Source organism: Kitasatospora sp. NBC_01246 (assembly GCF_036226505.1).
In the GTDB taxonomy this organism is placed as follows: domain Bacteria; phylum Actinomycetota; class Actinomycetes; order Streptomycetales; family Streptomycetaceae; genus Kitasatospora.
In genome coordinates this window covers 8,708,942-8,735,067 of record NZ_CP108484.1, presented here as the reverse complement: position 1 = coordinate 8,735,067, position 26,126 = coordinate 8,708,942, and the positions used below count along the sequence as shown (strand labels likewise).

Sequence of the window (26,126 nt, the reverse complement as noted above, 5' to 3'; positions counted from 1 at the left end):
TTCACCGAGCCCGGCGGGTGACCGCCCTCTCGGTGGCGCTGCCGCTGCGGGTTCCGGGCCGACCGCAGCCAGCCGACCATCGCCGCAGCCTCGGCCTCGGTGGCTTGCTCCCAGCCGACGTCCACCGTCCACAGCACCCGGAACCAGCGCAGCAGATCGAAGGCGTAACTCCGGCACGTCAGGGGACTGACGTCTCCCAGCAGCCGATCCCGCAGGTAGACGCTGACCGGCTCTACCTCCCGGCCCGCCGCGTCCACGACCAACCACGGCAACGACGCCAAGGAACCGGCCACCACCGCCCCGGCACCTGTCAGCCGTACCCGACCATCCATCAGATCCCGATGAACACGGGAGACCTCATGCGACAACGACATGCCCAAATGCTCCAGAACCGCCGCCACCGAGTCGAGCCGGTCAACGAGTTACTGACTTCGGCTTGTCAGGGTGACGTTGGGGTGTCGAGGGTCAGGCCGGTGCCGGCTATGAAGCCGTCGAGGGATTCGGGGCGGTACTGCAGGCGTTTGAGCCGGTTGCGGACAATGGCCTCGAGTCGGTCGAGGGCCATGACGGCGAGGTTCGCCAGGCTGTGCTTGACGTGTGCCCAGACCCACTCCACCGGGTTGAGGTCGGGCGAGTATGCGGGAAGCAGGAACACTGTCAGCCAGGCCCGCTCGGCGATCAAGTCGCGCATGGCGTGGGAGACGTGGGTGTTCAGGCGGTCCCAGACCAGCACGATCGGCGCCTTGACGAGGTGGTGGACACCGTCGATCAGTGCGATGAAGTCACGTTCGCCCATGCTGCGGCGCTTCCCCTTGCCCGCGGGGTGGGTGCGCAGGCGGTGGCACAGCCGGGTGCGTGAGCCGGGGCGCATGGCGATCATCCCGGCCACCGACAGCCGTCCCGACCGATGGCCGCTGACCGTTACGAAAGGGGTGCGGCCTCGCCGACCCCAGGTGCGTCCTCTGGGCGGACGGCGGGTGAAGCCTGCCTCGTCCTCGAAGCAGATGTAGCCCCCGCAGGCCGCGCGGGCGCTTTTACCTCCGTCCAGGTCGCCTCCTTCCACGTGGTGACGGCCCGCTCGTCCCGCTCGGCCACCCGACGCGCGGGTACCTGCGGACTGAAGCCGAGCCGGTGCATCAGCCTCGTCGCCCCGGACACGCTGTAGGAAACGTGGAACCTTCGCCCGATCAGCGTGGCCACCCGCGCCGCGGTCCACACCTGGTCCTCCACCCAGCCGTGTGCGGCCGGGCCCTGGTCCAGGTACGCGGCGAGTTTCTCCAGGCAGTGCGGCGACAGACGGCACTGTGACCCACCCGGGCCGCGAGAGGACAGAGCCCGCACACGCCATCACGCCACAACTGGTGCCACCGGTAGGCCGACTTTGGGCTCACCCGCAGACGCCGTGCCACTTCCGGTGGCTTGATCCTCTGCTCGAGCAGCTCGGCTGCCTGCATCCGCAACGTCTCCCGGCGCAACCGTCCCGCAGCGGTCAGCCCGCCGCCATCCGCATCATGCTGGTGTCCTGGAACGGATCGGGTGTCGGTGGGCAGCGAGCCTCCTTGCCGTCGGAGTGCTAGAAGATCACCGACGCCGGGCCGCGGTCCATGGCCGCCCGGTCGGTCGAGGCCGAGGTTTCGGACTCTCCCGGCATGGCACGCCGGTGACCTTTCACGTGGTGCTGGCTTTGTGACGCTGTGCCGGGTGCAAGGGCCTCAGGTTGTTCTCGGCCGTGGTGAGGACACCTGCTGGGCCTTCGCGCGCCCTCACCACCGGGTGTCCCTTGATGACAAGACGCGAGCCGAGCTCGAACTCTCGCACGAGCGCCGCCGTCCACCCCTCGTGGTTCACCGAGCCGCAAAGACCACCACCTGAGTTCTGTCGTGGCAGGACTCTGAAGCTGAGGGCAGCCCAACTCGGGAAACGTCGAGGAGGGCGGGAGCAGCCCTGACAGAGCCGAGGTGAATCTAGCACTGCCAGATAGAGGCATGCTCGGGCGCGCAAGTTGGAAAGGTGTACGAGAGGAACCGGTGCGTGAAGCCCCCTACTGACTTCGGCTGGTCAGGGTGAGGTTGGGGTGTCGAGGGTCAGGCCGGTGCCGGCTATGAAGCCGTCGAGGGTGTCGGGCCGGTACTGCAGGCGTTTGAGCCGGTTGCGTACGAGGGCCTCGAGTCGGTCGAGAGCCATGACGGCGAGGTTGGCCAGGCTGTGCTTGACGTGTGCCCAGACCCACTCGACGGGGTTGAGGTCGGGCGAGTAGGCGGGAAGCAGGAACACCGTCAGCCAGGCGCGCTCGGCGATCAAGTCGCGCATGGCGTGGGAGATGTGGGTGTTCAGGCGGTCCCAGACGAGAACGATCGGCGCCTTGACGAGCTGGTGGACACCGTCGACCAGGGCGATGAAGTCGCGCTCGCCCATGCTGCGGCGCTTGCCTCTGCCCGCGGGGTGGGTGATCAGGCGGTGGCACAGCCGGGTGCGCGAGCCCGGCCGCATGGCGATCATCCCGGCCACCGACAACCGTCCCGAGCGGCGGCCGCTGACCGTCACAACCGGCGTGCGGCCCCGCCGGCCCCAGGTGCGTCCTCTGGGCGGACGGCGGGTGAATCCTGCCTCGTCCTCGAAGCAGATGTAGCCCCCGCAGGCCGCCCGCGCTCTTTTACCTCCGCCCAGGTCACCTCCTTCCACGCGGTGACGGCCTGCTCGTCGCGCTCGGCCACCCGCCGGGCGGGGACCTGCGGGCTGAAGCCGAGCCGGTGCATCAGCCTCGTTGCCCCGGACACGCTGTAGGAAAGGTGGAACTTCCGCCCGATCAGCGTGGCCACCCGCGCCGCGGTCCACACCTGGTCCTCCACCCAGCCGTGTGCGGCCGGGCCCTGGTCCAGGTATGCGGCGAGTTTCTCCAGGCAGCGCGGCGACAGACGGCACCGCGACCCACCCGGGCCTCGAGAGGCCAGAGCCTGCACACCGCCATCGCGCCACAACTGGTGCCACTGGTAGGCCGACTTCGGGCTCACCCGCAGACGCCGGGCCACTTCCGGCGGCTTGATCCTCTGCTCGAACAGCTCGGCCGCCTGCATCCGCAGCGACTCCCGGCGCACCCGTCCCGCGGCGGTCAGCCCGCCCCCATCCGCATACCTCACACACCACCGGATACAACCACCGCAGCGAGCCCGTCAGGCAATTCGGGACAGTTCACCCTGACGAGCCGAAGTCAGTAGTGCAGTCAACTGACCAGGCCCGACAGCACCCACGGCCGGACCAGGCCTGGAACGGCGCCCCGGCAGCATTGGCGGCACGAATCGGAGCAGCGGGCACGGGGACAGCGGTCGCGGCAGACCGCGCCGCCGCCGGGGCTGCTGGTTGAAGGTGTCGTCATCCCGGAGGTTCCGCCCGCATAGCGACAGCGCCGTTGACCCCGCATACCCCTCGGACGTCACAACAGGGAACCGTCGACTGGCTTCCATACCGGACCCAGATCCGGCCACCCCGGGGGAAGAGCCGTCCCGGCGATGACCCCGGCGATAAACTCCGAGAACTCGAAGTCATAGAACCGCACGCAGGCCATTTGACGGAATACCAGAAGAATACGCCAAGCAGCCCCCCCTGTCGGCACAAAGAAACACTGGTCACCATCCCAGTTAGAATATGCCCACGGAACCACCGAGGCCGGATCAAAAGCTGCCCCACCAAGCTCACCAGAGAAGTGTCGCGCAATTCTTCCAAATGATCGACGGCCGTTCTCCATAAATCGAAGAAGGGGCTCCTCGCCATATGGGTGCGGGATATAAAGATGCCCTCTTGTCAATCCTTCACCATAGAGTTCAACGAACTCTTTGAAGTCAATCGGCAAGCTCCCGCCAGCCCACTCCTCAATTTCCAACCACGCCTCGGGGGCTACTCCTTGGGACCTGGGTGCGACTCCGACCAGTTGACGAAAGTTAATTTCAGACATGTCTCAGTACCCCAGATTATAGGACCCACAGATCGCCTCATTGTCACCCCGACTTCTCTTTCTCTCATTCACCACCAGACAATCAACATTGAGCCCAAGTGGCCCATGGGCTTCAAGATGAATGGCCAGAGGCCTGCCGGAAGCTATTCCCGAATACACCGCATCGACCCTTTACACAACTTTCTGACCTCCTTGCTTAATCACGCTGGCGATATCCATCTCCACCTCCCACATGGCGGGGGCATTGGCGAAGTCCCAGAGTGGAACGAGGTTACGGAGGTTATCACCCGAGCCCCCGAACTGCCTACCCATCAAGTGCCCCCTGGCCCGTTGCTTGTCCACCAAATTCCAATAATCCGGCGGTTTCACCATAGGCCTCCGCGGAGTATTCTTCCATGCCGTTTCCGTGCCGTCCTCCATGTCTTCGGGGCCGTTGAACTCTCCGATCGCACCAGTTGCGCGGCAACCATCCGGACCGGGCTTAAAGCGCTCCCGAGGGAAGTATGTGATGTTCCCATGCGCGTTCTCACGAGTATCCAGCGGGCCATCGACACAGGGCTCCGACTCCCTATCCGGGTCGTTGGTCTGGCCTGGATCAGGGCCGGGGGTGGTGTCGGTGGTGGGGGTGACGTTGGGGACGAGGACGAGGAGGGCGAGGAGGTCGGCGCTGCTGTAGGAGGCGGCGATGATGTCGGGGGTGGCGTGGGGGTCAGGGGCCGTCCAGTCGGCTTGCGGGGTGGGGCGTTCGGTGTAGGGCCTGGTCTTGTCGAAGAGCGGTTTGGGTGGTTCGGCCATGGGCGCAGCGGGGCGCGGGGGTGTCTTGGAGTGGCCGCAAGCAGTGCAGGTTGGGGTCTGCTGCGGTCTGGTGGGGTTGGCGGCGGGCAGGCCTGTGGGGCTCTGGGGCGCGGAGGTCGGGGAGCTGGACCTGGACCTGTTCCAGTCCCGGGCGGCCTGCTTCTCCTGGTAGACGTCACTGCCCGCGTAGCCGCTCGGCGCGGTGCTCGGACTACCGAAGCTGCTCACGCCGAGGCCCCCGACGCCCGCGCCGGGGATGGAGAAGCCCGGCATCGGGGCGGTGTTCGCGCCGCTCGACGGCGGCCGGTAGCCCGAGGTGTTCGGGACGGCTCGGCCTGCGGAGCAGCCTTGGCTGCGGGCGCGGAGTTGGCTCCCGGCTTGATCTTGATAGTGCCGTTGAACGTGCCGTTCTTGCCGAATGAGATTCCGCCGCCGGCGTTGCCGGCTGAGATCTGGATGGAGCTTCCTGCCGCGCCCGGGGAGCCCGGTCCGCCGCAGCCGCAGTGTGAGACGTTCTCGTGTCCGGTGGGGTCGGTGCCGCCCAGGGGGTCGCCGTTGGCGTAGGTGTAGCGGTTGGCCTGGACGGAGGGGCTGGGGTCGAGTTGCCAGGAGTCGCGGCTGGTGAAGCCTCCGGTGCCGGGGCGGTACCAGCGGGCGGCCATGTTGACGTCGCCGCTGTCGGGGTCGGTCCAGCCGGACTGGTAGCCGAGGCTGGAGCGGGTTCCGGTGGTGGCGACGGGCTTGCCGAAGGGGTCGTAGGTGGTGGCGCCGGTGACGGTGGTGCCGTCGGTGTTGAGGGTGGCGGTGGCGTCGGTGTGCTGGTCGGTGCGGATCCGCAGGTTGGCGGTGCCGTTGGTGGCGCCGAGCAGGGTGCCGGCCGCGTCCCGGGCGTAGCTCCAGGTGCCGTCGCCCGTGAGGTTGTTGGATCCGCCGTCGTAGGTGAACCTGGCGGCGTTTCGGGTGGTGACGCGGTCGAGGCCGTCGTAGGTGTAGGTGGTGGTGCCCTCGGTGATCTGGCGGCCGAAGGCGTCGTCGGCGAGGGTCTCCTGCTTGAGTCCGGTGGTGACGGCGGCGAGGGTGCCGCGCGGGGTGTGGCGGTAGGTGCTGGTGCCGTCGGAGAGCAGGCGGTTGCGCTCGTCGTAGGTGGCGGTGGCGGTGCCATTGCCGGTGCGGTTGCCGGCCGCGTCCCAGGTGTAGGCGGTCGTGGTGGTGTCCGCGGTCCAGGAGGTGAGGCGCCCGGCCAGGTCGTAGCCGTAGCGGTTGTCGCGCACCGGGTCGGTGACGGTGCCGGCGACGGTCTTGCGGGTGAGGCGGTTGTCGAGGTCGTACTCGTACGCGGTGCCGGTGAGCGGGGTCGCGGTGTCGCCGCCGACGAGCAGCTGGTCGCCGGTGAGGCGCCCGAGCGGGTCGTAGCCGAGGCGGCGCTCGGACATCGTCTTGAGCTTGGCGGTGTCGGCCGGGTCGGGGGCGACGTAGGACTGCTTGGCGAGGCGGCCGTCGCCGTCGTAGCCGTACCGGTTCTGCGTCCCGGTGCGGGGGTTGTGGGCCCAGTCCAGCTGACCGTCGGCCTGGTAGCCCATGAGGGTGTCGCCGGTGTCCTTGTCCCAGCGCTTGGTCAGGCGCCCGTCGGCGTCGTACTCCCAGGTCTGGGTGGCGGTGTTCAGGTCGGTGCCGGCCTTGATCAGCAGGCCGCGGTCGCGGCCGGGTCGTAACCGCTGGTGCGCACTACGCCGCCGGGTTCGGTCAGCTTCACGGCCTGGGCGGCGACGTCGTAGGCGGTGGTCCACGTACGGTCGGCCGCCGCCGGGTGGGCGGTGGTGGCGGGCTTGAATCGTGGACTCCGGCAGGCCCCACAGGTTGAAGGTGTAGACGGTGGTGTTGCCCTTGCCGTCGGTCAGACGGGTGCGGTTGCCGGCGGCGCCGTAGCCGAAGGTGGTGGTGATGTTCTGGCCGGCGGCGACCGGCTCGGTGAGCGTGGTCGGGCGGCCGAGCGCGTCGTAGGCGGAGGCCGACGAGCACTACGGCGGCCCCGGCGCGCTGACCGGACCCGGCCGAGGGTCGGTGTGGGGTGCCGGACCGGTGCCACGGCGGGCAGCCGGGTCAGTTCTGGCCGCGCGGAGCCGACTTGACGGCCGAGCAGGGCGTGCTGCGATAGTGGCCGGGTGCGCGTCGGCCTCCTCGGACCTTTGGTGCTGGACACCGGCAACGGCCCGGTCCCGGTGGGCGGCCCGCGGCTGCGCGCGCTGCTGGTCCGGCTGGCGCTGGACGCCGGGCGCGCCGTCCGCCCGGCGGTCCTGGCCGAGGCCCTGTGGGCCGGGACTCCCCCGGCCGACCCGGCGAACGCCCTTCAGTCGCTGGCCTCCCGGTTGCGACGTGCCCTCGGCGACCCCGGGCTGTTGACCCTCGAACCGGCCGGCTACCGGCTGGCCGTCGCGGCGGAGGCCGTGGACACCGTCCGGTTCGCCCGGCTCTCCCGCACCGGGGGGCGCCTGCTGGCCGGGGGCCGACCCGCCGAGGCCGCCACCGCCCTGCGGGAAGCGATGGGTCTCTGGCAGGGCCCGGCCCTGGCCGACGTGCGCGAGGCACCGTTCGCCGGTGCCGAGGCCGAGCGGCTCGAACGGGCCCGGCTGGCCGCCCTGGAGGACCGGATCGAGGCCGATCTCGCGCTCGGCACCGGGCCCGGCCTGGTCGCCGAGCTGGAGTCGCTGACGGTGGACCACCCGCTGCGCGAACGGCTGCACGCCCAGCTGATCCGCGCCCTCGCCGCCGACGGGCGGGGCGCGGAGGCACTGGCCGCCCACCAACGGCTGCGCGGCCGGCTGGCCGAGGCCTTCGGCAGCGACCCCGGACCGGACGTGGAGGCCGCCTACCTCGCCGTACTGCGGGGCGAGGTGGGCCGCTCGCGGCCCGACCGGGCACGCACCGACCCGACCCGGACCGACCTGGCGCGGACCGACCGCCCAGGGACCGACTCGACGCGGACCGACCGCCCGGGGACCGACCAGGCGCCGGCGCGGGGCAACCTGGACGCGCCGCTGACCAGCTTCGTCGGCCGCCGGGAGGACGTCCGCCGGGTGGTCGGACTGCTCGACCGGGCCCGGCTGGTCACCCTGGTCGGGCCCGGCGGGTCCGGCAAGACCCGGCTCGCCGTCACCGCCGGGCGGCAGCTCACCCCGGCGGGCGGCGTCTGGCTGGTCGCCCTGGCCCCGGTCGGGGCGCAGGACGTGGCCCAGGCGGTCCTCGACGTCCTGCGGCTGCGCCAGGCCGGTCCGCTCCGGCGCCCCCCGGCGGCGGACCGCCCGGCCCCGGCCCCCAGCTCCGACGACGCCGGGCAGATCCTCGACCACCTGGTCGAAGTGCTGGCGGACGAAGAGACGGTGCTGCTGCTGGACAACTGCGAGCACGTGCTGGAGGCCGCAGCGAGGCTCGCCGAGGCCCTGCTCGGCCGGTGCCCACGGCTGCGGATCCTCGCCACCGGCCGGGAGTCCCTGCGGATCGGCGGCGAGACCCTGCACCCCGTCCTCCCGCTCGAACTGCCCCCGCCGGGCGCGCCGGCCGGACAGGCCGGCACCTGCGCCGCGGTCCGGCTGTTCCGGGACCGGGCCGCCGCGGTCCTGCCCGGCTTCACCCCGGACGCCCGCTCCCTGGCCGCGGCGGTCGGGATCTGCCGACGCCTGGACGGCCTGCCGCTGGCGATCGAACTGGCCGCGGCACGCCTGCGCACGCTGCCGATCGAGGTGGTGACGGCCCGGCTGGACGACAGGTTCCGGCTGCTCACCGGAGGCAGCCGCACCGCGCTGCCCCGCCACCGGACCCTGCGGGCCGTGGTGGCCTGGAGCTGGGACCTACTGGACGCCGACGAGCGGGCGCTCCTCGATCGGCTGGCGGTGGTACCCGGCAGCTTCACGGAGGACGCGGCGCAGGCGGTCGGCGGGCTCGGCCGCCAGGACGACGGCGACCCTGGCACCCACGGCGACGACCTCGCCGACACCGCCGACCGGACCGACGACGTCCGGGAGTTGCTCTCGGCCCTGGTCGACAAGTCCCTGCTACATCCCGTCCGGACCGCCGAGCCGGGCGAGCCGCGCTACGGGATGCTGGAGACCGTCAGGGAGTACGGCGTGGAGCAACTCGCCCACCGCGCGGAGGCCGACGCCGCCCGCCGGCGCTACCTCGCCTTCCTGCTCGACCTGGCCGAGTCCGCGGAGCCCCGGCTGCGCACCCGCGACCAACTGCGCTGGCTGGCCAGGCTGTCCGCCGAACGCGACAATCTGCTAGCCGCGATACGCTGGGCGATCGACGCCGGGGACGCCGCCACGGCCGTCCGCTTCGGGGCCGCGCTCGGCTGGTTCTGGTCCCTGCGGGGCAACCCCCCGGAGTCGCTGGACCTGCTCGGCCGGGTGCTGGAGGTGCCCGGGCCGGTTGATCCGGCGGCCCGCAGGCTGGTACGCGTGGCCCACGCGCTCGGTGTCGCGGAGGTCGGTGCACCGCACGAGGCCGAGGCCGCCCTCGGGCGGATCCGGCAGGCCGTCGAGGGCGTCGGCCCCGGCGCCCACCCCCTGCTGGAGCTGGCCCGGCTGGCCACCGCCGTGACCGCGCCCGGGGCCCGCACGGACACCGGCGGCGCGGACACGCCGGACACCCCGGACAGCACGACCGGACCGGACGGCGGGGGGCGGGATCCCTGGAGCCGGTCCTTCGCCCTGACGGTCCGCGGCAGGCGTGCCCTGCACGCCGGGGACACCCCCCGCGCGACCGCGCTGCTCACCCGCGCGCTGGCCGGCTTCGAGGAGCTCGGCGAGCGCTGGGGCCTGGCGAGCACGCTGAGCGCCCTCGGCTCGCTCCGGCGACGGTCCGGCGACACGGCCACCGCGCTGGCGCTGAACGCACGGGCCACCCGGTACTTCCGGGAGCTCGGCATGCGGGAGTACACCGTCGAGAACGACGTGGAGGCCGCCCTGACCCGCGCCCGGGCCGGGGACGTCGCGGGCGGGCGGCGGCAGTTGGAGAGCCTGCGCGACCAGGTGGCACCCACCGGGTCGGCGGAACTGTGGGCCCTGGTGCACCTGGGCCTGGCCCGCCTGGAGTGGCAGGCCGGACGGCCCGGGCGGGCCCGGGCGCACGCACGGGCCGCACCGGCCGGACCGGCCTGCGAGCAGGCACCCCCGACGCACCTGACCGCCCTGCTGCGGGCCGTACTCGCCCAGGCGGACGCGGCCGACGGACTCCCCGACGAGGCGGTGCGCCGGCTCGACCACCCGGCGGTGCACCTGGTGCTGAGCTGGGACACCCCGGTCGCGGCGGGACTCGCCGTGGTGGCCGCCGACATCGAACTCGCCCGCGCCCGGCCGGCCGGCGCCGCCCGGCTGCTCGGCGCGGCCACAGCCCTGCGCGGCACGGACGAGCCCGGTGACGAGGACGTGCGCAGGATCGCCCGGCGGGCTGCCGCCGCCCTGGGGGCCGCCGGATTCGCCGCGGCGCACGCCGAGGGCGCGGCGATGTCGCGGTGCCGGGCCCGGGGCCTGGTCTCCGCCCTCGTCACCGCGCCCGGCTCCGCACCGGGCCGCCCCGGTCAGCCGGCCTGAGCCGGGACGGGCAACGACGTGGCCCCTTCGGCCGGCCGCCCGCCGGCCGCACCCAGGCCGGCGACGATCCCGCCGGCCGGGCCTCCGGCGACCGGGGCCGTGCCGGCCGGCACGGGCGTGCCGAACATGGCACAGACCACCGCGAGGTGCAGGGCCCGATCGGCCTCGACGAGCCCCCGGTCGGCCTCGAACTCGTAGAGCAGCTCCGTCGGCACGAGCACGGTGGCGGTGCGGCTGCCGGTGCCGTCCGTGATGGTGCTGCTGGAGTAGCCGGTGATCCCGCCGTCGTGCGCCCAGACGGTGCCGCAGGGGGTGGCGCCGGTCTCGATGCCGAGGCCGGAGCCGGGCCCGTCCACCGGGTTCTCCGGGTCCATCGGAACGGTGGTGCGCATCTCGGCGAGTTGGGCCGGGGGCAGCAGCCGGCCGGACATCAGCGCGCTGTGGAAGCGGGCCCAGTCCTGCGCGGTGGAGACCACCGCCCCGGCCGCCCCGCCCCAGCTCGGGTCATGGGCGGAGACGTCCACGTGACCGTCGTGGCGCGGTCCGGCGACGTCCCTGAACGCGGCCGGCACGCCCGGCGGCATGTGGGCGGGGTCCGGTTCGTAGCCGTGGGCGTGCCGGCCGAGCCAGGCCGGGCCGGTGGCGAGATAGGTGTGACGTAGGCCCAGCGGCCGGGCGATCCGGCCCCGGACCAGGTCGGCCGGGCTCTGCCCGGTGACCTGTTCAAGCACAGCGCCGACAGCGGCGTAGCCGGTGTTGCTGTACGACCACCGCGCGCCGGGCGCGAACAGCGGCTCGTGCCGCACCCCGACGGCGAGCAGGTCCGCCGAGGTCCACCGCCGCGGGTCCCTGCCCAGGATCGACGGCAGGAGCGCGCCGTCCTCGGTGTAGTCGAACAGGCCGCTGGTGTGGTTCAGCAGCATCCGCAGCGTGATCGCCCCGCCGTCCGGCACCCGGCCCGGCAGCCACCGTTGCACCGGGTCGTCCAGGGTGAGCCTGCCCTCGGCGGCCAGTTGGAGTACCAGCGTGGCCATCATGGTCTTGGTGTTGGAGCCCATCCGGAACTCGTCCCCGGCCGCGATCCGGTGGTCCCGCGCCGCCCACCAGGCCTGCTCGACGATCTCGACCGGCCGGCCGCGGCCGTCGTCCACCCGCACGATCACGCCCGGCGCCCCGGCCGCCACCAGGGTCCGCGCCAGCTGCGAGAGCCGGGCCCGCAGTGCGCCGTCGCCCTCGGCCGTGTGCGGTCCGGACCGTACGGCGGAGGGGGCGGATGCCGCGACCGTGCGGTCCGGACCGTACGGCGGAGGGGGCGGATGCCGCGACCGCGGAGCCCACCGTCCCCGTCGCCAGACACGAAGCGGCCACGACAGCCGTCAGCCGCAGCCGGCGGCGTGACCGTACCGCACGAGCCGGTGAAGAAACCTGATGGGGCATGGGAGCACTCCTCTGATCGGTGCCGACCTGGACGCCTCCAGCCTCCGCCCCTCCGCTGGCAACCCGCGCACAGCGCGCTGGCAGGCGACCCCCACCACGCACCACCACCGGGGCAGGGGGCCGGTCGGCTAGCGGAGGAGGCCGCGGACGGTCTCCGGGTCGGTCCGCGCGAGCGGGCCGGCGGCCGGGGCGGCCGCGGCCGGCGGCGGGGTCACGTAGACGGGGTCGGGATCGGGCTCGGGAGCGCAGGTCTTGGCGATCCGATCGTTGCCCTTGGGCAGGCTGCCGTCCCGGAGGTACGCGGTGAAGGTGTCGTCCAGGCAGGCGTTGCCGTGGAAGAGGATCTCGTGGAAGCTGCCGCCGCTCTGGACGACCAGCTTCAAGCCGGGCAGCGCGTCGCGCATCGCGACCCCGCCCTCGTACGGGGTGGCGGCGTCCTCGGTGGCCTGGAAGAGCAGGACGGGCGGCAGGCCCTTGCCCGCCGGTGCATCGCGAGCCGCGCGCGGGGGCAGCGCAAGCCCCCGGCTGCGGGGGCGGCCGTCCTGGAGAGGCCGGCGGTGTTCCCACGCCGAGCGCGTTCGTACCGGTGCGGCGAACGCCCACGCGGCGCACCTCCTCATCGTTGCAGCTCAGAAGGCACTTTCGCTTTTTCGATCATGATTCGGACGCGACCCCAGATGAAACGCGCAGGCTAATGCGCTGAATGCGCCCGCCCTACATGCGCAATCGCCGTCCACGCCGAGGCAGCCGCCGTGAGCATCGTCCGCGTCGGCGCAGTGGCCGTCGTCACCGCCGCGGGTACCGATGTCGTTCTGGCCGGCGCCACCGACGCTGTGGCCGCGGCCAAGCCGCCGGTGCCGAACACCGTCGCGCCGACCCCGCTGCGAGCGGCGTCTTCAAGGGCCTGACCCCGGCCGAGCAGGCGCAGGTGCGGACGTGGATGGCGCAGGCGGCGACGAACCCGCGGCGGTCGTGGATGGCCAGCGACCCGTTGAAGTCCAGGACGCCCGAGGACGCGGAGCGGCCCAAGTACCGGATCCGGTGGCCGGCAGTACCGAGTACAGCCTCTGCACCTGCCGATCCGTGAAGCGGCCGTAGGGCAGCAGGGAGGCGTCCCGGCCGAGCGCGACGTGGGTGGCCGCGACGGCAGCGTGCCGGCCTTCCACTCTCCACACGAACGGCCGGCGCCCGGATCGACACCCGTCGGCGAGGTTCTCCGCGGCAACCCGGCCGGCCCATCGGCCGCCGGCCGCCGGGGGCGTTCCCACGACCCGCTCCGCGACCGTCCGGCCGCCGGCCCGCGCCTCCCTGACGGGCCGGCGCACCGCGACCGATGCGGACCCCACCCCTCCGTTTCCAGCAGCCCGCACGTTCGCTAGCTTGTTCGCTGCACCGGCCGCGGATCAGCCGCCGGGCCCAGCCGAAACCGTACGGAGACCAGCCCTTCCATGGACGCCACACACGTCACCCCCGGGGCGCCCAGCCCAGAGGTGCAGCCCGCCACCACCTGCTACCGGCATCCGGCCAGGGAGTCGTTCATCAGGTGCACCCGCTGCGAGCGCTACATCTGCCCGGACTGCATGCTGGACGCGCCGGTCGGCCACCAGTGCCCGGAGTGCGTGAAGGAGGGCCACCGGAGCATCCGTCAGGCCCGCACGGTGTTCGGCGGGAGGCTGATCGGCACGCCCTACCTGACGTACCTGCTGATCGCCGTGAACGTGCTGGTGTACGTGCTCGAACTGATCCGTCCGGGCGTCGTCGACCGGTTCGACAGTCTCGGCCAGGGGGTGACCGGGCCGGACGGCCTGCGGTACGTCGTCGAGGACGGTCTGCTGCCGCCGGGCTTCCAGGAGGTCGGGATCGCGCACGGCGAGTGGTACCGGCTGGTCACCTCGGGGTTCCTGCATCTGCCCGCCACACACGGGCAGTTCGGCATCCTGCACATCCTGATGAACATGTACTCGCTGTGGCTCTTCGGGCGGGTGGTGGAGCAGCAACTGGGCCGGGTCCGCATGCTGGCGCTCTACCTGACGGGTCTGCTCGGCGGGTCGGTCCTGGGGTACCTGATCGCCCCGCAGGAGGCGGCGGTCGGCGCGTCCGGCGCGATCTTCGGCCTGGTCGCCACGTACTTCCTGATGACCAGGAAGATGCACCACGACCCGCTCGGCGGCGGGCGGCAGCTGGTGGGGGCGATCATCTGGCTGGTCGCCTCGGCGGGCTTCACCTTCTGGCAGGGCCACCTCGGCGGGCTGCTGGCGGGCTTCGCGGTCGGCTCGGTGCTGGTGTTCGCGCCGCGCAAGGGCCGGGCTCTGATCCAGGCGGCGGGGGTACTGGCCGTCCTGGGGCTGCTGACGGCCCTGGTGGTCGTGCAGACCGCCGATCTCGCCGGGCGCAGCCTCTGGGGCTGACCGGCGAGGTGGTGAGCCCGCGGGCCCGCGGGCCCGCGGGCGCCGAGGACCGGAAGTGACGTCCGGCCCCGCGCCCGCGGGCCTTGCGCCGTGCCGGGCCGGGCGGGCGTCCGGTCCGCCGGCGGCGGTCGAGGTCCAGCCCTGCTGCCGGGGCCGCTCGAAGCCGTCCAGCAGGTCCAGCGCCAACTCGAACTCGAACCGGTCGTCACAGCCCTGGCCCACCACGGAGTCGTCGTGGGCGGCCGCGGTGCGCCGCCCGGCGGTGCGGGGTGTCGCCGCGGTGTCTGTCGGCCCACTCCCGCGTGCGCGCCGACCGCCCGGCGGCGACGCTGGCGGTGAGCCCGTGCCGCGCGAGCGGCGGCGCGCCGGAGTCGTCCGGGAACGGAGGCGGTCGTGGCCCGACCTGTGTGGACCGGAGTGCTGACCTTCGGCCTGGTGACGGTGCCCGTCGCGCCGTACACGGCGACGCAGGCCCACGACGTGCGCTTCCACCAGCTGCAGCGCGGTACCCCGGACCGTGTCCGCAGCAAACGGGTCAACGAGCGCACCGGCACCCAGGTGGACTTCGGGGAGATCGTGACGTGGCTTCGATCGCGAGTTCCGGCAGCAGATGCTCACCAGTTTCGGCAGCACCCAACCAGCGGGCGGTGTTCGACTGTGCCGTTGGAGGTCCTGGCAAGCTCCCGGTCCGAGAGGAGCCTGTAGCACCGGGGCTGAGGGTGGTCGACTCGTACCACTGGAGCTTCAATGGATGACCGGCCCGGGCGATCGGTCATGTGCGGGCCAGGCTCGCCCGGGCAGCGATCATGAAGGCATTCTTGTGCTCTTCCAGGTGCTCGTTGACGTCCACGTCACCGAGCTCGCGCCAGACCGCCTGGTTGAGCGCGCGTCCGTAAGCGCGGGCGGGGGCCTCCAGAGCCGGGTCGCAGAGCAGGGCAACCCCGCGGTCAGCCGTCCAGAGCTTGGTCATGGTGGCTTGCGCCCCGGTCATCCAGCCGTCCTCGTCGGCACCCCACGGTTCCGGGCGGGCGTAGGCGGCCCGCTCGGCGAGTTGGGCACAGGCAAGGAACTCCTGGATCGCCTGCACCTGCTCGGTCCGGCGCGTCTCGGCGGTCGCCGCCGACCGTCGCCTCTCCTCGGCCCGATCCGCCGACCGCTGGGCGGCACGCTGAGTGAACGCCGTCAGCGCACCACCGCGCACGACACCCGCGAGCGAGAACGTCGATACCCACAGTTCCCCCGCCATACCAACTATCCCCCTACGAAACGTCCTTGCGCATCAGCGTGCACATCCTCTCGTATCGGCCGATCGAGCCGTCCCCGACCAGGCATGCCTGAGTCAATGAGCCCGGGCTGTTCGAATCTGCGGGATCCAGGGGCGCTGCCGAAACTGGTGAACATCTGCTGCCGGAAACTCGCGAACAAGGCCACCTTCGCTGACCGCTCTCACTCAATCGAGTCGTTTACTCAGCGAACCCAGTCGTTTGGCCTTCCGTCTCAGTGAACCTAGTCGTGTAGGTGATCGTGCTGGGGGTGCTGGGTGGCTGTACCGGCTGGGGTGGATCTTGCATGCCCGTACGTCGAGCTGTCGTACGTGGATGTCGTTCGCGAGCGACAACGGCGTCCGCTGCTGGACTGCGTGACGACCCGTTTCGAGGACGGGGCACCGGTGCGGCCCTTTCGGTGGTCTCGCGGTGAGCGTCACTTCGCGGGCTGGTACTGGGCGGCGACGACTGGGCAGCACGTCGGCTTCGAGTCCTGGTTGGAGCGGGATCGGCTTCTGCTCATGGACTTCGACCCGAAGGTGGCAGGGATCGCCTCGCAGCCGTTCTGGCTGTACTGGCACGACGGCGAACGAGAGCGTCGGCACGCCCCGGACTACTTCGCCCGCCACGTGGATGGCTCGGCGGTGGTCATCGACGTCCGCGCGGATGAGCGGATCGAGCCGAAGGACGCGGAAGCGTTCGAGGTGACGCGGCTGGCCTGCGCTCAGGCTGGGTGGGGGTTCGAGCGGGTCGGGACGCCGGAGGCGGTGCTGCTGGCGAATGTGCGGTGGCTGTCGCGCTACCGGCACCCACGGTGCCTGCACCGCCCGGTTGCCGATCGGCTGCGGGAGGTCTTCGCGGAGCCGGGTCCGATGTTTCCGGGGGCCGACGTGGTGGGTGACCGGCTCGCGACGCTGCCCACCCTGTTTCATCTGCTCTGGCTCCAGGAACTGGTCTTCAAGGGGCTGTCGATCGAGCTGATGGGACCGCGCACGGTCGTGAGCTTGGCCGGCAGGGGTGCCCAATGAGCGGGACGGAGCGGAAGGTTCCCCCCACGGCCCGGATCGCGGAGTTTCCCGAGACAGCGGCCGAACAGGCCCGTTGGTGGGAGGGGCACATTCTCGAAGTGCTGCACGGCCTGCCGCTGGACGGTTCCGAAGGAGCGGTGCCGCGGCCGGAGTTCGATCCGAGACGGAACTCGCTGGCTGAGCGTGAGCGAGTCAAGGCGGCCGAGCTGACGGCGGCCGGGCACCCGGTGACGGCCAGCGGGATCAAGCAGCGGCGCTAGCGCTATCAGCGTGACGGACTGATCGGACTGGCCGACGGCCGGTCGGCCAAACAGATGCCGGCCTTCGGCATGGTCGATGCGGCGGTGGTGGAGGCGATGCGGCAGGCGATCGGCGAGACGGCCGAGGACTCGTCGAAGACGATCGGGTTCATCGTCTGGCGGGCCAAGGAGATCCTGTCCGGCCGGAAAGATGCCGCCCATGTCGAGGTTCCTTCCCGGGCCACCCTCTACCGGCTCTACAGCAAGCTGGCGACCGGCACTCATGCGACGGGCTCGGCCCGCACACGCCGGTCGGTCAACGCACGGCCGCCCGGCCCGTTCGGGGAAGTGCCGGCCAGTGCGCCGGGCGAGCTCATGCAGATCGACTCGACCCCGCTGGACGTGCTGGTGCGGCTGGACGACGGCATCGCGGAGAAGGTCGAGCTGACCGCGATGGTCGACATCGCGACCAGGTCGATCACCGCGGCGGTGCTGCGGCCGACGACGAAAGCAGCCGACGCCTCCGCGCTGCTGGCCCGCAGCGTCACCCCGGAGGCGATGCGACCGGGCTGGTCAGAAGCCTTGCTGATGTCCCGTTCGGTGCTGCCGCACCGACGGTTGCTGACCTTGGACGAGCGCCTGGAGCAGGCGGCGGCACGGCCGGTGATCGTTCCGGAGACGATCGTCTGCGACCACGGCAAGGTGTTCATCTCGAACAACTTCCGGGCGTCCTGCCGCTATTTGGGCATCAACCTGCAACCGGCCCACAAAGCGACCCCGACGGACAAGGGCACGATCGAGAAGACCCTGGGCTCAGTGGCCACACTGTTCGCTCAGTTCGTCGCGGGCTACACCGGTTCGACCGCGGACCGGCGAGGCCGGAAGCTGGAGGACGGGCGGCTGTGGTCGCTATCCGAGTTGCAGAGTCTTCTTGATGAGTGGATTGTCGCGGTCTGGCAAACCAGGCCGCATGACGGGCTGCGTGACCCGCAGGCACCGAAGCGGGCGTTCTCACCGAACGAGAAGTACGCCACGCTGGTGGAGTCCTGCGGTTACGTCCCGGTCCCGCTGAACGGCGCGGACTACATCGAGCTGCTGCCCGAGCGCTGGCAGGCGATCAACGCCTACGGCATCCGGATCAAGCACCGCACCTACGACGACGTCGAGTTGGGCCCACTTCGGCGCCAGCACTCCGGAGTGGTGGAGAAGAAGGGTCTGTGGGAGATCCACTACGACCCCTACGACATCTCCCGGATCTGGGTACGCGACCGCCAGGGCGATCGGTGGATCACCGTGTTCTGGAAGCACCTTCGCCGCGTCGGCGTCCCGTTCGGCGAGCTGGCCTGGGACCACGCCTGCGAGCAGGTCCCCGGCGGCACCGAGGAGCAGATCGCTGATGCCGCCGCTGCCCTGCTGCGGCGGGCCCACGCCGGCCCTGCCCTGGAGAAGGGTCCTGCGGCCAAGCGTTCTCGCCGCGTCGCCGCCCGGACCCGGGCCACCACCCCCGAGCCGCCGATCCCGGACCCGCCTGCCGTCGAGCCCGCGCCGGACGAGGAGCCGGACACCGAGCTGGCCAAGGTCATCCCGCTGGGTCTGTTCGACCCGCTCGCCAACCCCTGGAGGCGTCCGTGACCATCTCCGAAGCGGCGGGTCGACGAACCGCCCTGCACGAGGCCGATGCTGCGGCCAACCGTCAGCTCACCACCCTGGACGGATGGCGGACGTTCGCCGCCGGCCCGCCCGAGCCCCCGGTCCTGTTGTCTTCCGACGAACTGCGGAGGCTGTCCCCGGCAGAGCGGGCCCTCTATGACGAGGACCGGCTCGACCATCACGCCCGGATGCTCGTGGTGGCCACCTCGTTCGTCGAGAAGACGGTGGTCTGCGGCCGTCGATTGGTCCTGCTCAATCGACACGCGATCAGCGCTCGCCGAGGCTTGATGGTCTCCGGCTTGCCGGGCACGGGCAAGACCAGCGCCATCACTCAGCTCGGGCTCGCCCACGAGCTCCTCGACCGGGCTCGCCACCCGAACGTCACCGACCGCATCCCGGTGCTCTACATCACGGTCCCGCCTGCCGCGACCGCCCGCATGGTCGCTGCCGAGTTCGCGCGCTTTCTGGGCCTTCCAGTCCGTTCCCGGTCGAACATGACGGACATCATCGAGGCCGTGGTCGGCGTCTGCACGGACACCCGCACCGGTCTGGTGCTGGTCGACGAAATCCACAACGTCTCGCAGGTCACGCGGGCCGGGGGCGAGGTCTCCGACACCCTGAAGTACTTCTCCGAGCGCATCCCCGCGACGTTCGTCTATGCGGGAATCGGCCTGGAGACCAGCGAACTCCTCGCTGGCACCCGGGGCGCCCAGATCGCGGGCCGCTTCACTCTCGTCCCCACCCGCCCGTTCCCCTACGGCGACGAGTGGAAGGGCCTGATCGCGACCATGGAACAGACCCTTCTCCTGCACGACCACCCGCCGGGCAGCCTGGTCAAGCTGGACCGCTACCTCCACAACCGGGCCGACGGCATGATCGGAGCGTTGTCCCACGCCATCCGGGGCGCCGCGATCGACGCGATCCCCCTGGATCACGCCGCAGAGACCGCCGCTCCTCCACGGAGGAAGGCGGCTCGCGGGTGACCGAGGCCCCGAAGCCGCTGCTGGCCCGGCTTCCCGTCCAGGTCCGCCCGCAGAACGGCGAGAGCACCGACTCCTACCTCCGCCGCCTGGCCCGGCTAACCACCTCAAGCCCAGCTACCTGCAGGGTGTCCTCGCCGGCCCCCCGAGCTGGTTCGGGAAGCCCAAACTCGAACGGCTCGCCGCTCTGACCGGACGCACATCAGAGGTCCTCGAACGCGCCCTTGCCGATGCCAGACCCGCCCCGCCTCGACAAAGCAAGAACGGTCCGGCCGAAACGCCGCGACGACCCAGCAAGCTTGAGCTCTACCATCACATCCGGCACGACGCCAGAACCTTGGGCCTGTCGATGAGAGCGCTGGTCAAGCGGCATCAGGTCGGCTGGCGCACTGTCCGCGCAGCACTGGACGACCCGCAACCGCCACCACGCAAGCCACTGCCCCGTCGCCCGACCGCCATTGATCCTGTCCAAGAACTCGTCGACGCCATGATCGAAACTGGCCGCACCCCCATGGAAATCTGGACCGCCCTCACGGACGAGCACGACACGTCCATCGCCTACGGCACCATCAGGCTCTACGTCCAAAACCGAGGGCCACGACACACGCGTCAGCGGGCTTCCGTCTCAAGCAATCAAGTCCGCGCAGGTCAACGACTCGCACCCGACTACTGAGGTTTTCAGGGTGGGGTCGGTGGTCTGAGAGTCAGGCCGGTGGCGGTCAGGCATCCGTCGATCAGGTGGGGTCGGAGTTGGATTCGGCGCAACTCGCGGCGGAGTGTGCGGTCAAGGTCGTCGGGCGTCCCGAAGGCGGTGTTCGCCATCGCTCTGCGCACGAGTGACCAGACGGCCTCGACGGGGTTCAGGTCGGGTGCATAGGGCGGGAGACGGACGGTGGTGAGCCAGTCGTGTTCGGCCTCGTACCGTTTCAGCCCCGCTGACAGGTGGGTGTTGAGATTCTCCCAGACGACCACGATCGGTCCGCCGAGTTGGATGTGGGCCCGGACGAGCAGATCACGGTAGTCCTTCCAGGAGAAGCTCTTGCGGGCTCCCTTGAGGAGGAGGTGGTTGCGGGGCCGGTAGATCAGCCGGCTCTCGCCCGGGCGATAGCAGCACAGGGCGGCGATCGAGGTCCGGCGGCGGGATCTGCCACGGACCCGGACGACGGGCGTGTCTCCGCGTCGGCCCCAGGTGCGGGCGCGGGGCGGCGTCATGGAGAATCCGGCTTCGTCCTCGAAGACGATCCAGCCGCCACACGCCGCCCCGATGCTTTTACCCGCGGCCACACCTCCTTCTTCCACAGCTCCACGGCGTTCTCGTCGCGTTCGAGGGCCCTGCGGGCGGGTGCCTGCCAGGACCAGCCGTGCCGTTTCAGCAGCCGCCACACCGTCGGGACCGAAAGACTGAGCTGCAGCCGACGGTGGATCACGCTCTGCACCCGGGCCAGCGTCCACCGCTCATCCGCGAAACCATGCGCGGTCGGCCCCTTGCCGAGTTCCTCCTCAAGCACGGCGAACTGGGCGTCGGTGACAGTCGGGGAGTTGGCCGGCCCTGCTGAGCGCAGTGCCTCCATCCCGCCCTCGCGCCAGGCACGACGCCAGCGTTCCACCGACCGCACGCTCACCCGCAGATCCTTTGCGATCACCGTGGTCTTCTCACCCACCGCGAACCGCATCCCGGCCTGGAACCGGATCCCCTCACGAAACGCCCGACGCTCAGCGGTCAGGCCCCCACCCTCCGGATACCTCACACCAACGGCATACCGCAGGGATCATGAACCGTCACTACCCGACGACAACCCGAAATCCTCAGTAGGAGGTTCTGGCCAGCAGCCGTGGCCCGACGCCGAACCACCGTGGCACCCGCGGCTGGGCCGCGATGTCCTGCAGAACATCTCCGTGCTCGTGTTCGGTGAGGTGCCGGTTGGCGATGTAGAGGTTGTCGGCGCTGCTCCCCCCGACGACGGTCAGTGCCCACCAGTAGGTTGTGCGGTGGTCCCGAGAAGGCCTGATCGGCCCCGGCAGGGCACTGCCGGGGCCGCTGCTTTCCCGGGGGCGCGCGCACGGCATCCGGCGCCCCTTGTGCGCTGCTGCGCCCCCTACCGTCTGCGAGGCGTAGCGGTCAGGATGGCCGGGTTGTCGTTCTGCGTGCGAAGGGGGATCCCTGGTGGGCAATCGGGAGAAGGACCAGCCGCTGGAGAAGGGCAAGGCGCCGCCCGGGAACGCGGACGGGAAGGTCGACAAGCCGGATCCGGGTAGTGATGGGAAGCACCGGAAGCCGAAGCAGGACTGAGCGTGGACCTCGACCTCGTGAAGTGGCGGGCCGGCCTTGATGAGGCGATGGAGGCGCGTGGGGCCTGGCCCGAGCGGGCTCCGTGGCTGCGCGAGGCCGTGTCCGCGTTGCCCCGGGACTGGTTCGCGCCGGAGCGGCTGTGGCGGTGGGACGGGGACGCGTACGTGGCGGTGGAACGGTGGGCCGATCCGCAGGGTTGGGCCGGGGAGCTGTACGGCGACCAGTCCGCGGCCGCGATCACCCAGGTGAGCGGCGGGCTGCCGTCGTCCAGCCTGTCCGCGCAGGGCGTGGTGGTGGACATGCTGGACTCGCTGCTGCTGGAGCCCGGGCACCGGGTGTGGGACATCGGCGGTGGGCAGGGTTGGAACGCCGCGCTCGCCGCGCGGCGGGCCGGCCCGGGCCTGGTGGTGTCCACCGAGATCGACCCGGGGCTGGCCGAGTTCGCGCGGGCCCGGTTGGCGGCCGCCGGCCTGGACGTCGAGGTGCTGGTTGCCGACGCCACCGGCACGGCGCCGGGTGGTGAACGGTTCGACCGGGTGATCGCCACCTACGCCGTCGAACGGGTACCCCCGGCGTGGGTGGAGGCGACCCGCCCGGGCGGGCGAATCGTCTACCCGTGGGGGCGGCTGGGCCACGTCGCCCTCACGGTCGCCGAGGATGGCCGCAGCGCGACGGGCTGGGTGCAGGGCCTGGGGCAGTTCATGGCGGACCGGGCCGGGGCGGCGCCGCCGGTGGCGGGGTTCACCGGGTACGCGGCGGTACGCGGCGGCGGCCCGGCCGAGACCGACCGGGTGGTGGAGCGGGACCTGGGCGCCCTTGAGGGGAACTGGGACCTCACGTTCGCGCTGCGGGTGGCGGTGCCGGACGCGGTGATCACCACTGGGCGGGACGAGGACGGGGTGAACGCCTGGGTCCACGACGGAGTCGGCTCGTGGGCGGCGTTCGGCGCGGTGGGTGACGGCACCACGGTGCTGCACCAGGGCGGCGAGCGGCGCATCGGCGACGAGCTGATGATCGCCTGGGCGGTGTGGGATGGTCTGGGCCGGCCGGAGCCGTGCGAGTACGGGATCACGGTAGGCCCGGACCGCCAGTTCGTGTGGTTGCGCGATCCGGTGGGCGGCCCGCGGTGGGCCGTCCACGGGGCAGTAGCGGCCGACGGTTCCGCTCGTTGAGCACGGTGTGAGCAGCGTCCGTACTGGTGGTGGTCTGGGCCGTGGTCTTGATCTGCGGGTGCCGGTGCGGTCGGCCGGGTCACGTAGTCCCCGGCGGGTGCCGGCGGAGCGGTTGGCCGAGGTCGAGCCGCCGACGTTGGGGCAGGCATTGGTGCGGGCGCGGCGTCGGCGGCTCGGCGCTCGGCTGGACGACTGGGCGCGGCGGGACCGCATCGATCCTGAACAAGCCACCCCGGCCGTATAGTTGGCGCACTACGCTCCGCGTACATGACTCGACGCAAGCCGGTGCTGCCAACTACGCCTTCACCAACGACTCCAGGCAGCTCCCCGATGACCTGCCGTTCCACACGCTGGAGACCTTCACCGGCCCCGCGCTCGGCCTGGGCCGACCGGCGCTCCTCCTCTACTCCGCCTTCCACGACGAGATCGTCGGCGGCGAGTTCGCAGGCCAGAGTTCTGTGCCGTACCTCCTCGGCGGCCTGGAGGGCTTCACCCAGATCGCCCACGGCACGCCGGCCCGGCACACCCCTGCCCAGCTGCGCGGGGCCGCCCGGATGGGCTGGAAGGTGCGACTCGCTGGCGGCCGCCTCGACATCGGCCGACCCGGCAAGGCGTTGCGGCACACCATCGTCACCGGCACGCCGACGTGGTACGGGCCGACCCCCGCCGTGCTGTACGTCCTCATCTCGGAGAAGCCGAGTGGGATGTGCTGTCGCGGTTCCTGCCGAGGTCAGGATCTGCACGTCGGCCGCGCTGTGACGACCGGGTGGTGCTGAACGGGATCGTGTGGAAGCTGCGGACCGGCTCGGCCTGGCGCGATGTGCCGGAGCGGTACGGCTCGTGGCAGACCCTGTACACGCGGTTTCGCAGGTGGGCGCTGGACGGCACGTTCTCGCGGATGCTGCGGGCGATCCAGGCGGAGAGGGATGCGGCCGGGGACATCGACTGGCTGGTGTCGGTCGACTCCACGATCGTGCGGGCCCACCAGCACGCCACCGGCGGCAAAAGGGGGCACTCGACCGGGACGAACGGGTGATCACGCCCTCGGCCGATCCCGTGGAGGACTGAGCACCAAGCTCCACCCGGCCTGCGAAGAACGCGGCCGCCCGCTCGGCTTCGTCCTCACGGGCGGAACACCTGGTTCCCGCTCACCCATACCTTCCTCGACATCTCCGAGGCCGACCTCACCCTCCGCCCGGACGGCACCTTCACCGCCGTCCTCCTCGTCCCCTCCCCGCTCCCCACCCTGGACGGCCACTGGCACGTCCACGACGGCCACCTCGCCACCGCCATCACCGTCTGCGGTAACCAGTCCCGGAGAAGCGGTTCCCACCACCGGTCGCACGGGAAGTCCTTCAGGAAGAGCGGAACTGCGTCGCGTTCGTCCGGGAACACCTTTGCCCGCTCCCGGCGAACGCCGCCGACCCTCGTCACCCGCCGACTCACCCCTCGCACCCGGGAGATCGCGATGACCGACAACCCGTCCGCGCAGCACGGCGTCCCGTCCTCACTCAACCCTGACCCGCTCCGTGACGAGCACCCCGAGATCGTGGACGGCGCGGCCGTCGACGGGAACATTCATGTCGGCTACTGGGACGGCCCGGCGGACGGACGGTCGCTCGACCAGGCCACCGACCGGCTCACCGACCTCGTGGCGGGGCGGCTGGCCGCCGCACCCGGCCGCAGTCTGCTGGATGTCGGCTGCGGAACGGGACGGCCCGCGCTGCGCATCGCCCGGGCCACCGGTGGCCAGGTGTCAGGAATCTCGGTCAGCGCCGAGGACATCGCCCTCGCACGGACCCGGGCGGATGCCGCCGGGCTCGCCGACCGGGTGGACTTCCGGTACGCGGACGCCTGCGCACTGCCTTTCGAGTCCGCGTCCTTCGACGGTGCCTGGGCCATCGAGTCCATGATGCACATTCCCGACCGGACCGCCGCCCTCACCGAGATCGCCCGAACCCTGCGGCCCGGCAGCACGCTGGTCGTCACCGACGTGCTGCTCCGGTCGCCGGTGACCGGTGAGGCCGCGGAGACGGTCCGCCGGACCTGCCGGGCGTTCGGGTCCCCTGCGCTCCCCGAGCCGGCGGAGCTCCGCACGGCCCTCGACCGCGCCGGTCTGGAGGTTCTGGAGTTCCAGGACATCGGCGAGCACGTCCGGCGCACCTACCAGGCGTTCGCCGATGCCTTCGCGAATGTCACCCCCTCCGTGGACGACCCGCACTACGAGTTCTTCGACTTCGCCCGTTCCCTTCCCCGGTTCGGTGCCCTCGCGGAGATCGGCTACGCCTTCGTGGTCGCGCGCCGCCGGTGAACGGAGGCGCCGGCCGGGTCGGCGGGGCCGGAGGACGGCACCGCCGAGACCCGAAGGGCGGCCGATCCGGCCAATAAGGTTCCCTCACGATCCGTCAGCGGTGGCAGGAAAGAATCGCTCAAGAATCCGCTGCCGGCGCCCCGTCGCCATGGAACGGGCGGACCGGGCCGATACCGGTCCGTGCGCGGACAAGGCCCCGCCCCAGCGATTCCGCCGGGGCGGGGCCGCGGCACACACCGGGAGGCAATCCCTCAGCACGCGACCGTTCGCCGTGTCAAGTGGAACTCAAGGCGCCCCGAAGAAGTTCGTCCTCGCACCTGTTCTCCGAGATTCGGCTAACCTCGCGTAGTGGAGATGCAAGCTTCAGGTCGTTCATTCTCCAGTTCGAATCCAGACCGCTTCATCCCGCCCCGACCCCGCCATTCGGACTGCTCGACCCCCCGCCCGTTCGACCGTTCGTACGGGAATACTGATTCCGAAAACCCGTTCCCGTCCGAGCGCGACGGGGGACCCTCATGACCGGGGCAGCCCAGCCCCGACCGGTGGTGGGCGCACTGATCCGTGATCCGGCCGGCCGGATCTTCGTCCAACGCCGCTCGGCCGACCGCTCCCTCTTCCCCGGCTGCTGGGACGTGGTCGGTGGAGCCGTGGAACCAGGGGAGTCCCTCCTGGACGCGCTCCGCAGGGAGATATTGGAAGAGACGGGGTGGCGGTTGCGCCGCGTTCTCGCCCGGGTGGCACACACGGAGTGGACGGGGGACGGCATACGGCACATCGAGTCGGACTACCTCGTCGAGGTGGACGGGGACCTCTCCTCGCCCGCACTCGAACGGAACAAGCACACCGAGTTCGCCTGGCTGGCCGCCGAGGACGTCACGCTGCTCGACGAGAACACACTGCGCAGCGGCAGCACCTTCATCAAGGACGTCGTGACCGCGGCACACGCTTGGCGCGCCGACCCTCCGGGGAGCCGCACGGCTCTCTGAACCGTCTGCGGACACGTAAATCCGATCCGGG

21 protein-coding genes and 2 pseudogenes are annotated in these 26,126 nt (G+C 71.3%); 14 read left to right on the top strand and 9 right to left on the bottom strand.

Annotation, left to right across the window (positions count from 1 at the left end):
- Positions 1–439: 439 nt before the first annotated feature.
- From OG618_RS38165 to OG618_RS36715, 5 genes and pseudogenes are all read right to left on the bottom strand, one after another.
- Positions 440–1,550: pseudogene (locus OG618_RS38165) on the bottom strand (IS630 family transposase).
- A gap of 508 nt (positions 1,551–2,058) precedes the next feature.
- A protein-coding gene (locus tag OG618_RS38160) for an IS630 family transposase (RefSeq protein WP_442906872.1) occupies positions 2,059–3,137 on the bottom strand; the annotation gives its coding sequence in 2 pieces (ribosomal slippage) (positions 2,059–2,636 and positions 2,636–3,137; 1,080 coding nt in all).
- Between the two features lie 293 nt (positions 3,138–3,430).
- Entirely contained in the window at positions 3,431–3,949 is a 519-nt protein-coding gene (locus OG618_RS36725; protein ID WP_329491958.1) for a hypothetical protein, read from the bottom strand.
- 171 nt (positions 3,950–4,120) lie between these two features.
- The gene (locus OG618_RS36720; protein ID WP_329491957.1) at positions 4,121–4,744 is read right to left on the bottom strand and encodes a DNA/RNA non-specific endonuclease; all 624 of its coding nucleotides are present in this window, start codon (positions 4,742–4,744) and stop codon (positions 4,121–4,123) included.
- A gap of 224 nt (positions 4,745–4,968) precedes the next feature.
- A complete protein-coding gene (locus tag OG618_RS36715; RefSeq protein WP_329491956.1) occupies positions 4,969–6,531 on the bottom strand; it encodes an RHS repeat-associated core domain-containing protein in 1,563 nt (520 codons plus the stop codon).
- 402 nt (positions 6,532–6,933) lie between these two features.
- On the opposite strand from OG618_RS36715, the gene OG618_RS36710 reads away from it, so the two are divergent.
- Positions 6,934–10,329, top strand: a complete 3,396-nt coding sequence (locus OG618_RS36710) for an AfsR/SARP family transcriptional regulator (RefSeq protein ID WP_329492409.1) — start codon at positions 6,934–6,936, stop codon at positions 10,327–10,329.
- Here the strand turns inward: OG618_RS36710 and OG618_RS36705 are convergent.
- On the bottom strand, positions 10,317–11,492 hold the full coding sequence (locus tag OG618_RS36705) for a serine hydrolase domain-containing protein (protein WP_329491955.1): 1,176 nt from the start codon (positions 11,490–11,492) through the stop codon (positions 10,317–10,319). The genes OG618_RS36710 and OG618_RS36705 overlap by 13 nt on opposite strands.
- A 402-nt stretch (positions 11,493–11,894) precedes the next feature.
- Complete coding sequence (locus tag OG618_RS36700; RefSeq protein WP_329491954.1) at positions 11,895–12,386, bottom strand: alpha/beta hydrolase; 492 nt, start codon at positions 12,384–12,386, stop codon at positions 11,895–11,897.
- Positions 12,387–12,518: 132 nt separating this feature from the next.
- Here OG618_RS36700 and OG618_RS36695 point away from each other — a divergent pair, with 132 nt between their 5' ends.
- From OG618_RS36695 to OG618_RS38155, 3 genes are all read left to right on the top strand, one after another.
- Positions 12,519–12,674 carry a hypothetical protein gene (locus OG618_RS36695; RefSeq protein WP_329491953.1) on the top strand — a complete coding sequence of 52 codons (156 nt, stop codon included), beginning with the start codon at positions 12,519–12,521 and terminating at the stop codon, positions 12,672–12,674.
- Positions 12,675–13,214: 540 nt separating this feature from the next.
- Positions 13,215–14,174 carry a rhomboid family intramembrane serine protease gene (locus OG618_RS36690; protein WP_329491952.1) on the top strand — a complete coding sequence of 320 codons (960 nt, stop codon included), beginning with the start codon at positions 13,215–13,217 and terminating at the stop codon, positions 14,172–14,174.
- A gap of 393 nt (positions 14,175–14,567) precedes the next feature.
- Complete coding sequence (locus OG618_RS38155) at positions 14,568–14,879, top strand: Ku protein (protein WP_442906920.1); 312 nt, start codon at positions 14,568–14,570, stop codon at positions 14,877–14,879.
- 67 nt (positions 14,880–14,946) lie between these two features.
- On the opposite strand, the gene OG618_RS36680 is transcribed toward OG618_RS38155, so the two are convergent.
- The gene (locus tag OG618_RS36680; protein WP_329491951.1) at positions 14,947–15,420 is read right to left on the bottom strand and encodes a hypothetical protein; all 474 of its coding nucleotides are present in this window, start codon (positions 15,418–15,420) and stop codon (positions 14,947–14,949) included.
- Between the two features lie 294 nt (positions 15,421–15,714).
- Between OG618_RS36680 and OG618_RS36675 the strand changes: the two genes are divergently transcribed.
- From OG618_RS36675 to OG618_RS36660, 4 genes are read left to right on the top strand one after another with little or no spacing between them, the layout of a single operon-like run.
- Complete coding sequence (locus OG618_RS36675) at positions 15,715–16,467, top strand: TnsA-like heteromeric transposase endonuclease subunit (RefSeq protein WP_329491949.1); 753 nt, start codon at positions 15,715–15,717, stop codon at positions 16,465–16,467.
- Positions 16,464–16,727 (top strand): hypothetical protein, encoded by a 264-nt coding sequence (locus OG618_RS36670; RefSeq protein ID WP_329491948.1) that lies wholly within the window; start codon positions 16,464–16,466, stop codon positions 16,725–16,727. The genes OG618_RS36675 and OG618_RS36670 overlap by 4 nt, the downstream gene beginning before the upstream one ends.
- Positions 16,728–16,781: 54 nt before the next feature.
- Positions 16,782–18,338 carry a Mu transposase C-terminal domain-containing protein gene (locus OG618_RS36665; RefSeq protein ID WP_329491947.1) on the top strand — a complete coding sequence of 519 codons (1,557 nt, stop codon included), beginning with the start codon at positions 16,782–16,784 and terminating at the stop codon, positions 18,336–18,338.
- Complete coding sequence (locus OG618_RS36660) at positions 18,335–19,339, top strand: ATP-binding protein (protein ID WP_442906919.1); 1,005 nt, start codon at positions 18,335–18,337, stop codon at positions 19,337–19,339. The genes OG618_RS36665 and OG618_RS36660 overlap by 4 nt, the downstream gene beginning before the upstream one ends.
- A gap of 675 nt (positions 19,340–20,014) precedes the next feature.
- Here OG618_RS36660 and OG618_RS38150 read toward each other — a convergent pair.
- Positions 20,015–21,084, bottom strand: a protein-coding gene (locus OG618_RS38150; RefSeq protein WP_442906918.1) for an IS630 family transposase whose coding sequence is annotated in 2 segments (ribosomal slippage) — positions 20,015–20,635 and positions 20,638–21,084 — 1,068 coding nt in all. Because the reading frame shifts where the segments join, the coding sequence is not laid out codon by codon here.
- 416 nt (positions 21,085–21,500) lie between these two features.
- Here OG618_RS38150 and OG618_RS36645 point away from each other — a divergent pair.
- The 6 genes and pseudogenes from OG618_RS36645 to OG618_RS36620 all read left to right on the top strand — a co-directional run bounded on the left by OG618_RS36645 (position 21,501) and on the right by OG618_RS36620 (position 26,095).
- Positions 21,501–21,626: a hypothetical protein gene (locus tag OG618_RS36645; protein WP_329491944.1), complete on the top strand. Its 126-nt coding sequence runs from the start codon at positions 21,501–21,503 to the stop codon at positions 21,624–21,626.
- Between the two features lie 2 nt (positions 21,627–21,628).
- Positions 21,629–22,798, top strand: a complete 1,170-nt coding sequence (locus OG618_RS36640; protein WP_329491943.1) for a methyltransferase domain-containing protein — start codon at positions 21,629–21,631, stop codon at positions 22,796–22,798.
- A 458-nt stretch (positions 22,799–23,256) separates the two neighbouring features.
- Complete coding sequence (locus tag OG618_RS36635; protein WP_329491942.1) at positions 23,257–23,574, top strand: hypothetical protein; 318 nt, start codon at positions 23,257–23,259, stop codon at positions 23,572–23,574.
- A pseudogene (locus OG618_RS36630) lies at positions 23,505–23,931 on the top strand (IS5 family transposase); the annotation flags it as partial. The gene OG618_RS36635 and the pseudogene OG618_RS36630, both read left to right, overlap by 70 nt.
- 335 nt (positions 23,932–24,266) lie before the next feature.
- Complete coding sequence (locus OG618_RS36625) at positions 24,267–25,109, top strand: SAM-dependent methyltransferase (protein WP_329491941.1); 843 nt, start codon at positions 24,267–24,269, stop codon at positions 25,107–25,109.
- Positions 25,110–25,624: 515 nt separating this feature from the next.
- Positions 25,625–26,095, top strand: a complete 471-nt coding sequence (locus OG618_RS36620; RefSeq protein ID WP_329491940.1) for an NUDIX hydrolase — start codon at positions 25,625–25,627, stop codon at positions 26,093–26,095.
- Positions 26,096–26,126: the final 31 nt, after the last annotated feature.

What these genes read in the sequence shown, in the direction of transcription:
- OG618_RS36700 (WP_329491954.1), bottom strand. Translation starts at nt 12,386, where the DNA reads ATGAGGAGGTGCGCCGCGTGGGCGTTCGCCGCACCGGTACGAACGCGC.
- OG618_RS36670 (WP_329491948.1), top strand. Translation starts at nt 16,464, where the DNA reads ATGAGCGGGACGGAGCGGAAGGTTCCCCCCACGGCCCGGATCGCGGAG.
- OG618_RS36690 (WP_329491952.1), top strand. Translation starts at nt 13,215, where the DNA reads ATGGACGCCACACACGTCACCCCCGGGGCGCCCAGCCCAGAGGTGCAG.
- OG618_RS36620 (WP_329491940.1), top strand. Translation starts at nt 25,625, where the DNA reads ATGACCGGGGCAGCCCAGCCCCGACCGGTGGTGGGCGCACTGATCCGT.
- OG618_RS36725 (WP_329491958.1), bottom strand. Translation starts at nt 3,949, where the DNA reads ATGTCTGAAATTAACTTTCGTCAACTGGTCGGAGTCGCACCCAGGTCC.
- OG618_RS36720 (WP_329491957.1), bottom strand. Translation starts at nt 4,744, where the DNA reads ATGGCCGAACCACCCAAACCGCTCTTCGACAAGACCAGGCCCTACACC.
- OG618_RS36625 (WP_329491941.1), top strand. Translation starts at nt 24,267, where the DNA reads ATGACCGACAACCCGTCCGCGCAGCACGGCGTCCCGTCCTCACTCAAC.
- OG618_RS36680 (WP_329491951.1), bottom strand. Translation starts at nt 15,420, where the DNA reads ATGGCGGGGGAACTGTGGGTATCGACGTTCTCGCTCGCGGGTGTCGTG.
- OG618_RS36665 (WP_329491947.1), top strand. Translation starts at nt 16,782, where the DNA reads ATGCCGGCCTTCGGCATGGTCGATGCGGCGGTGGTGGAGGCGATGCGG.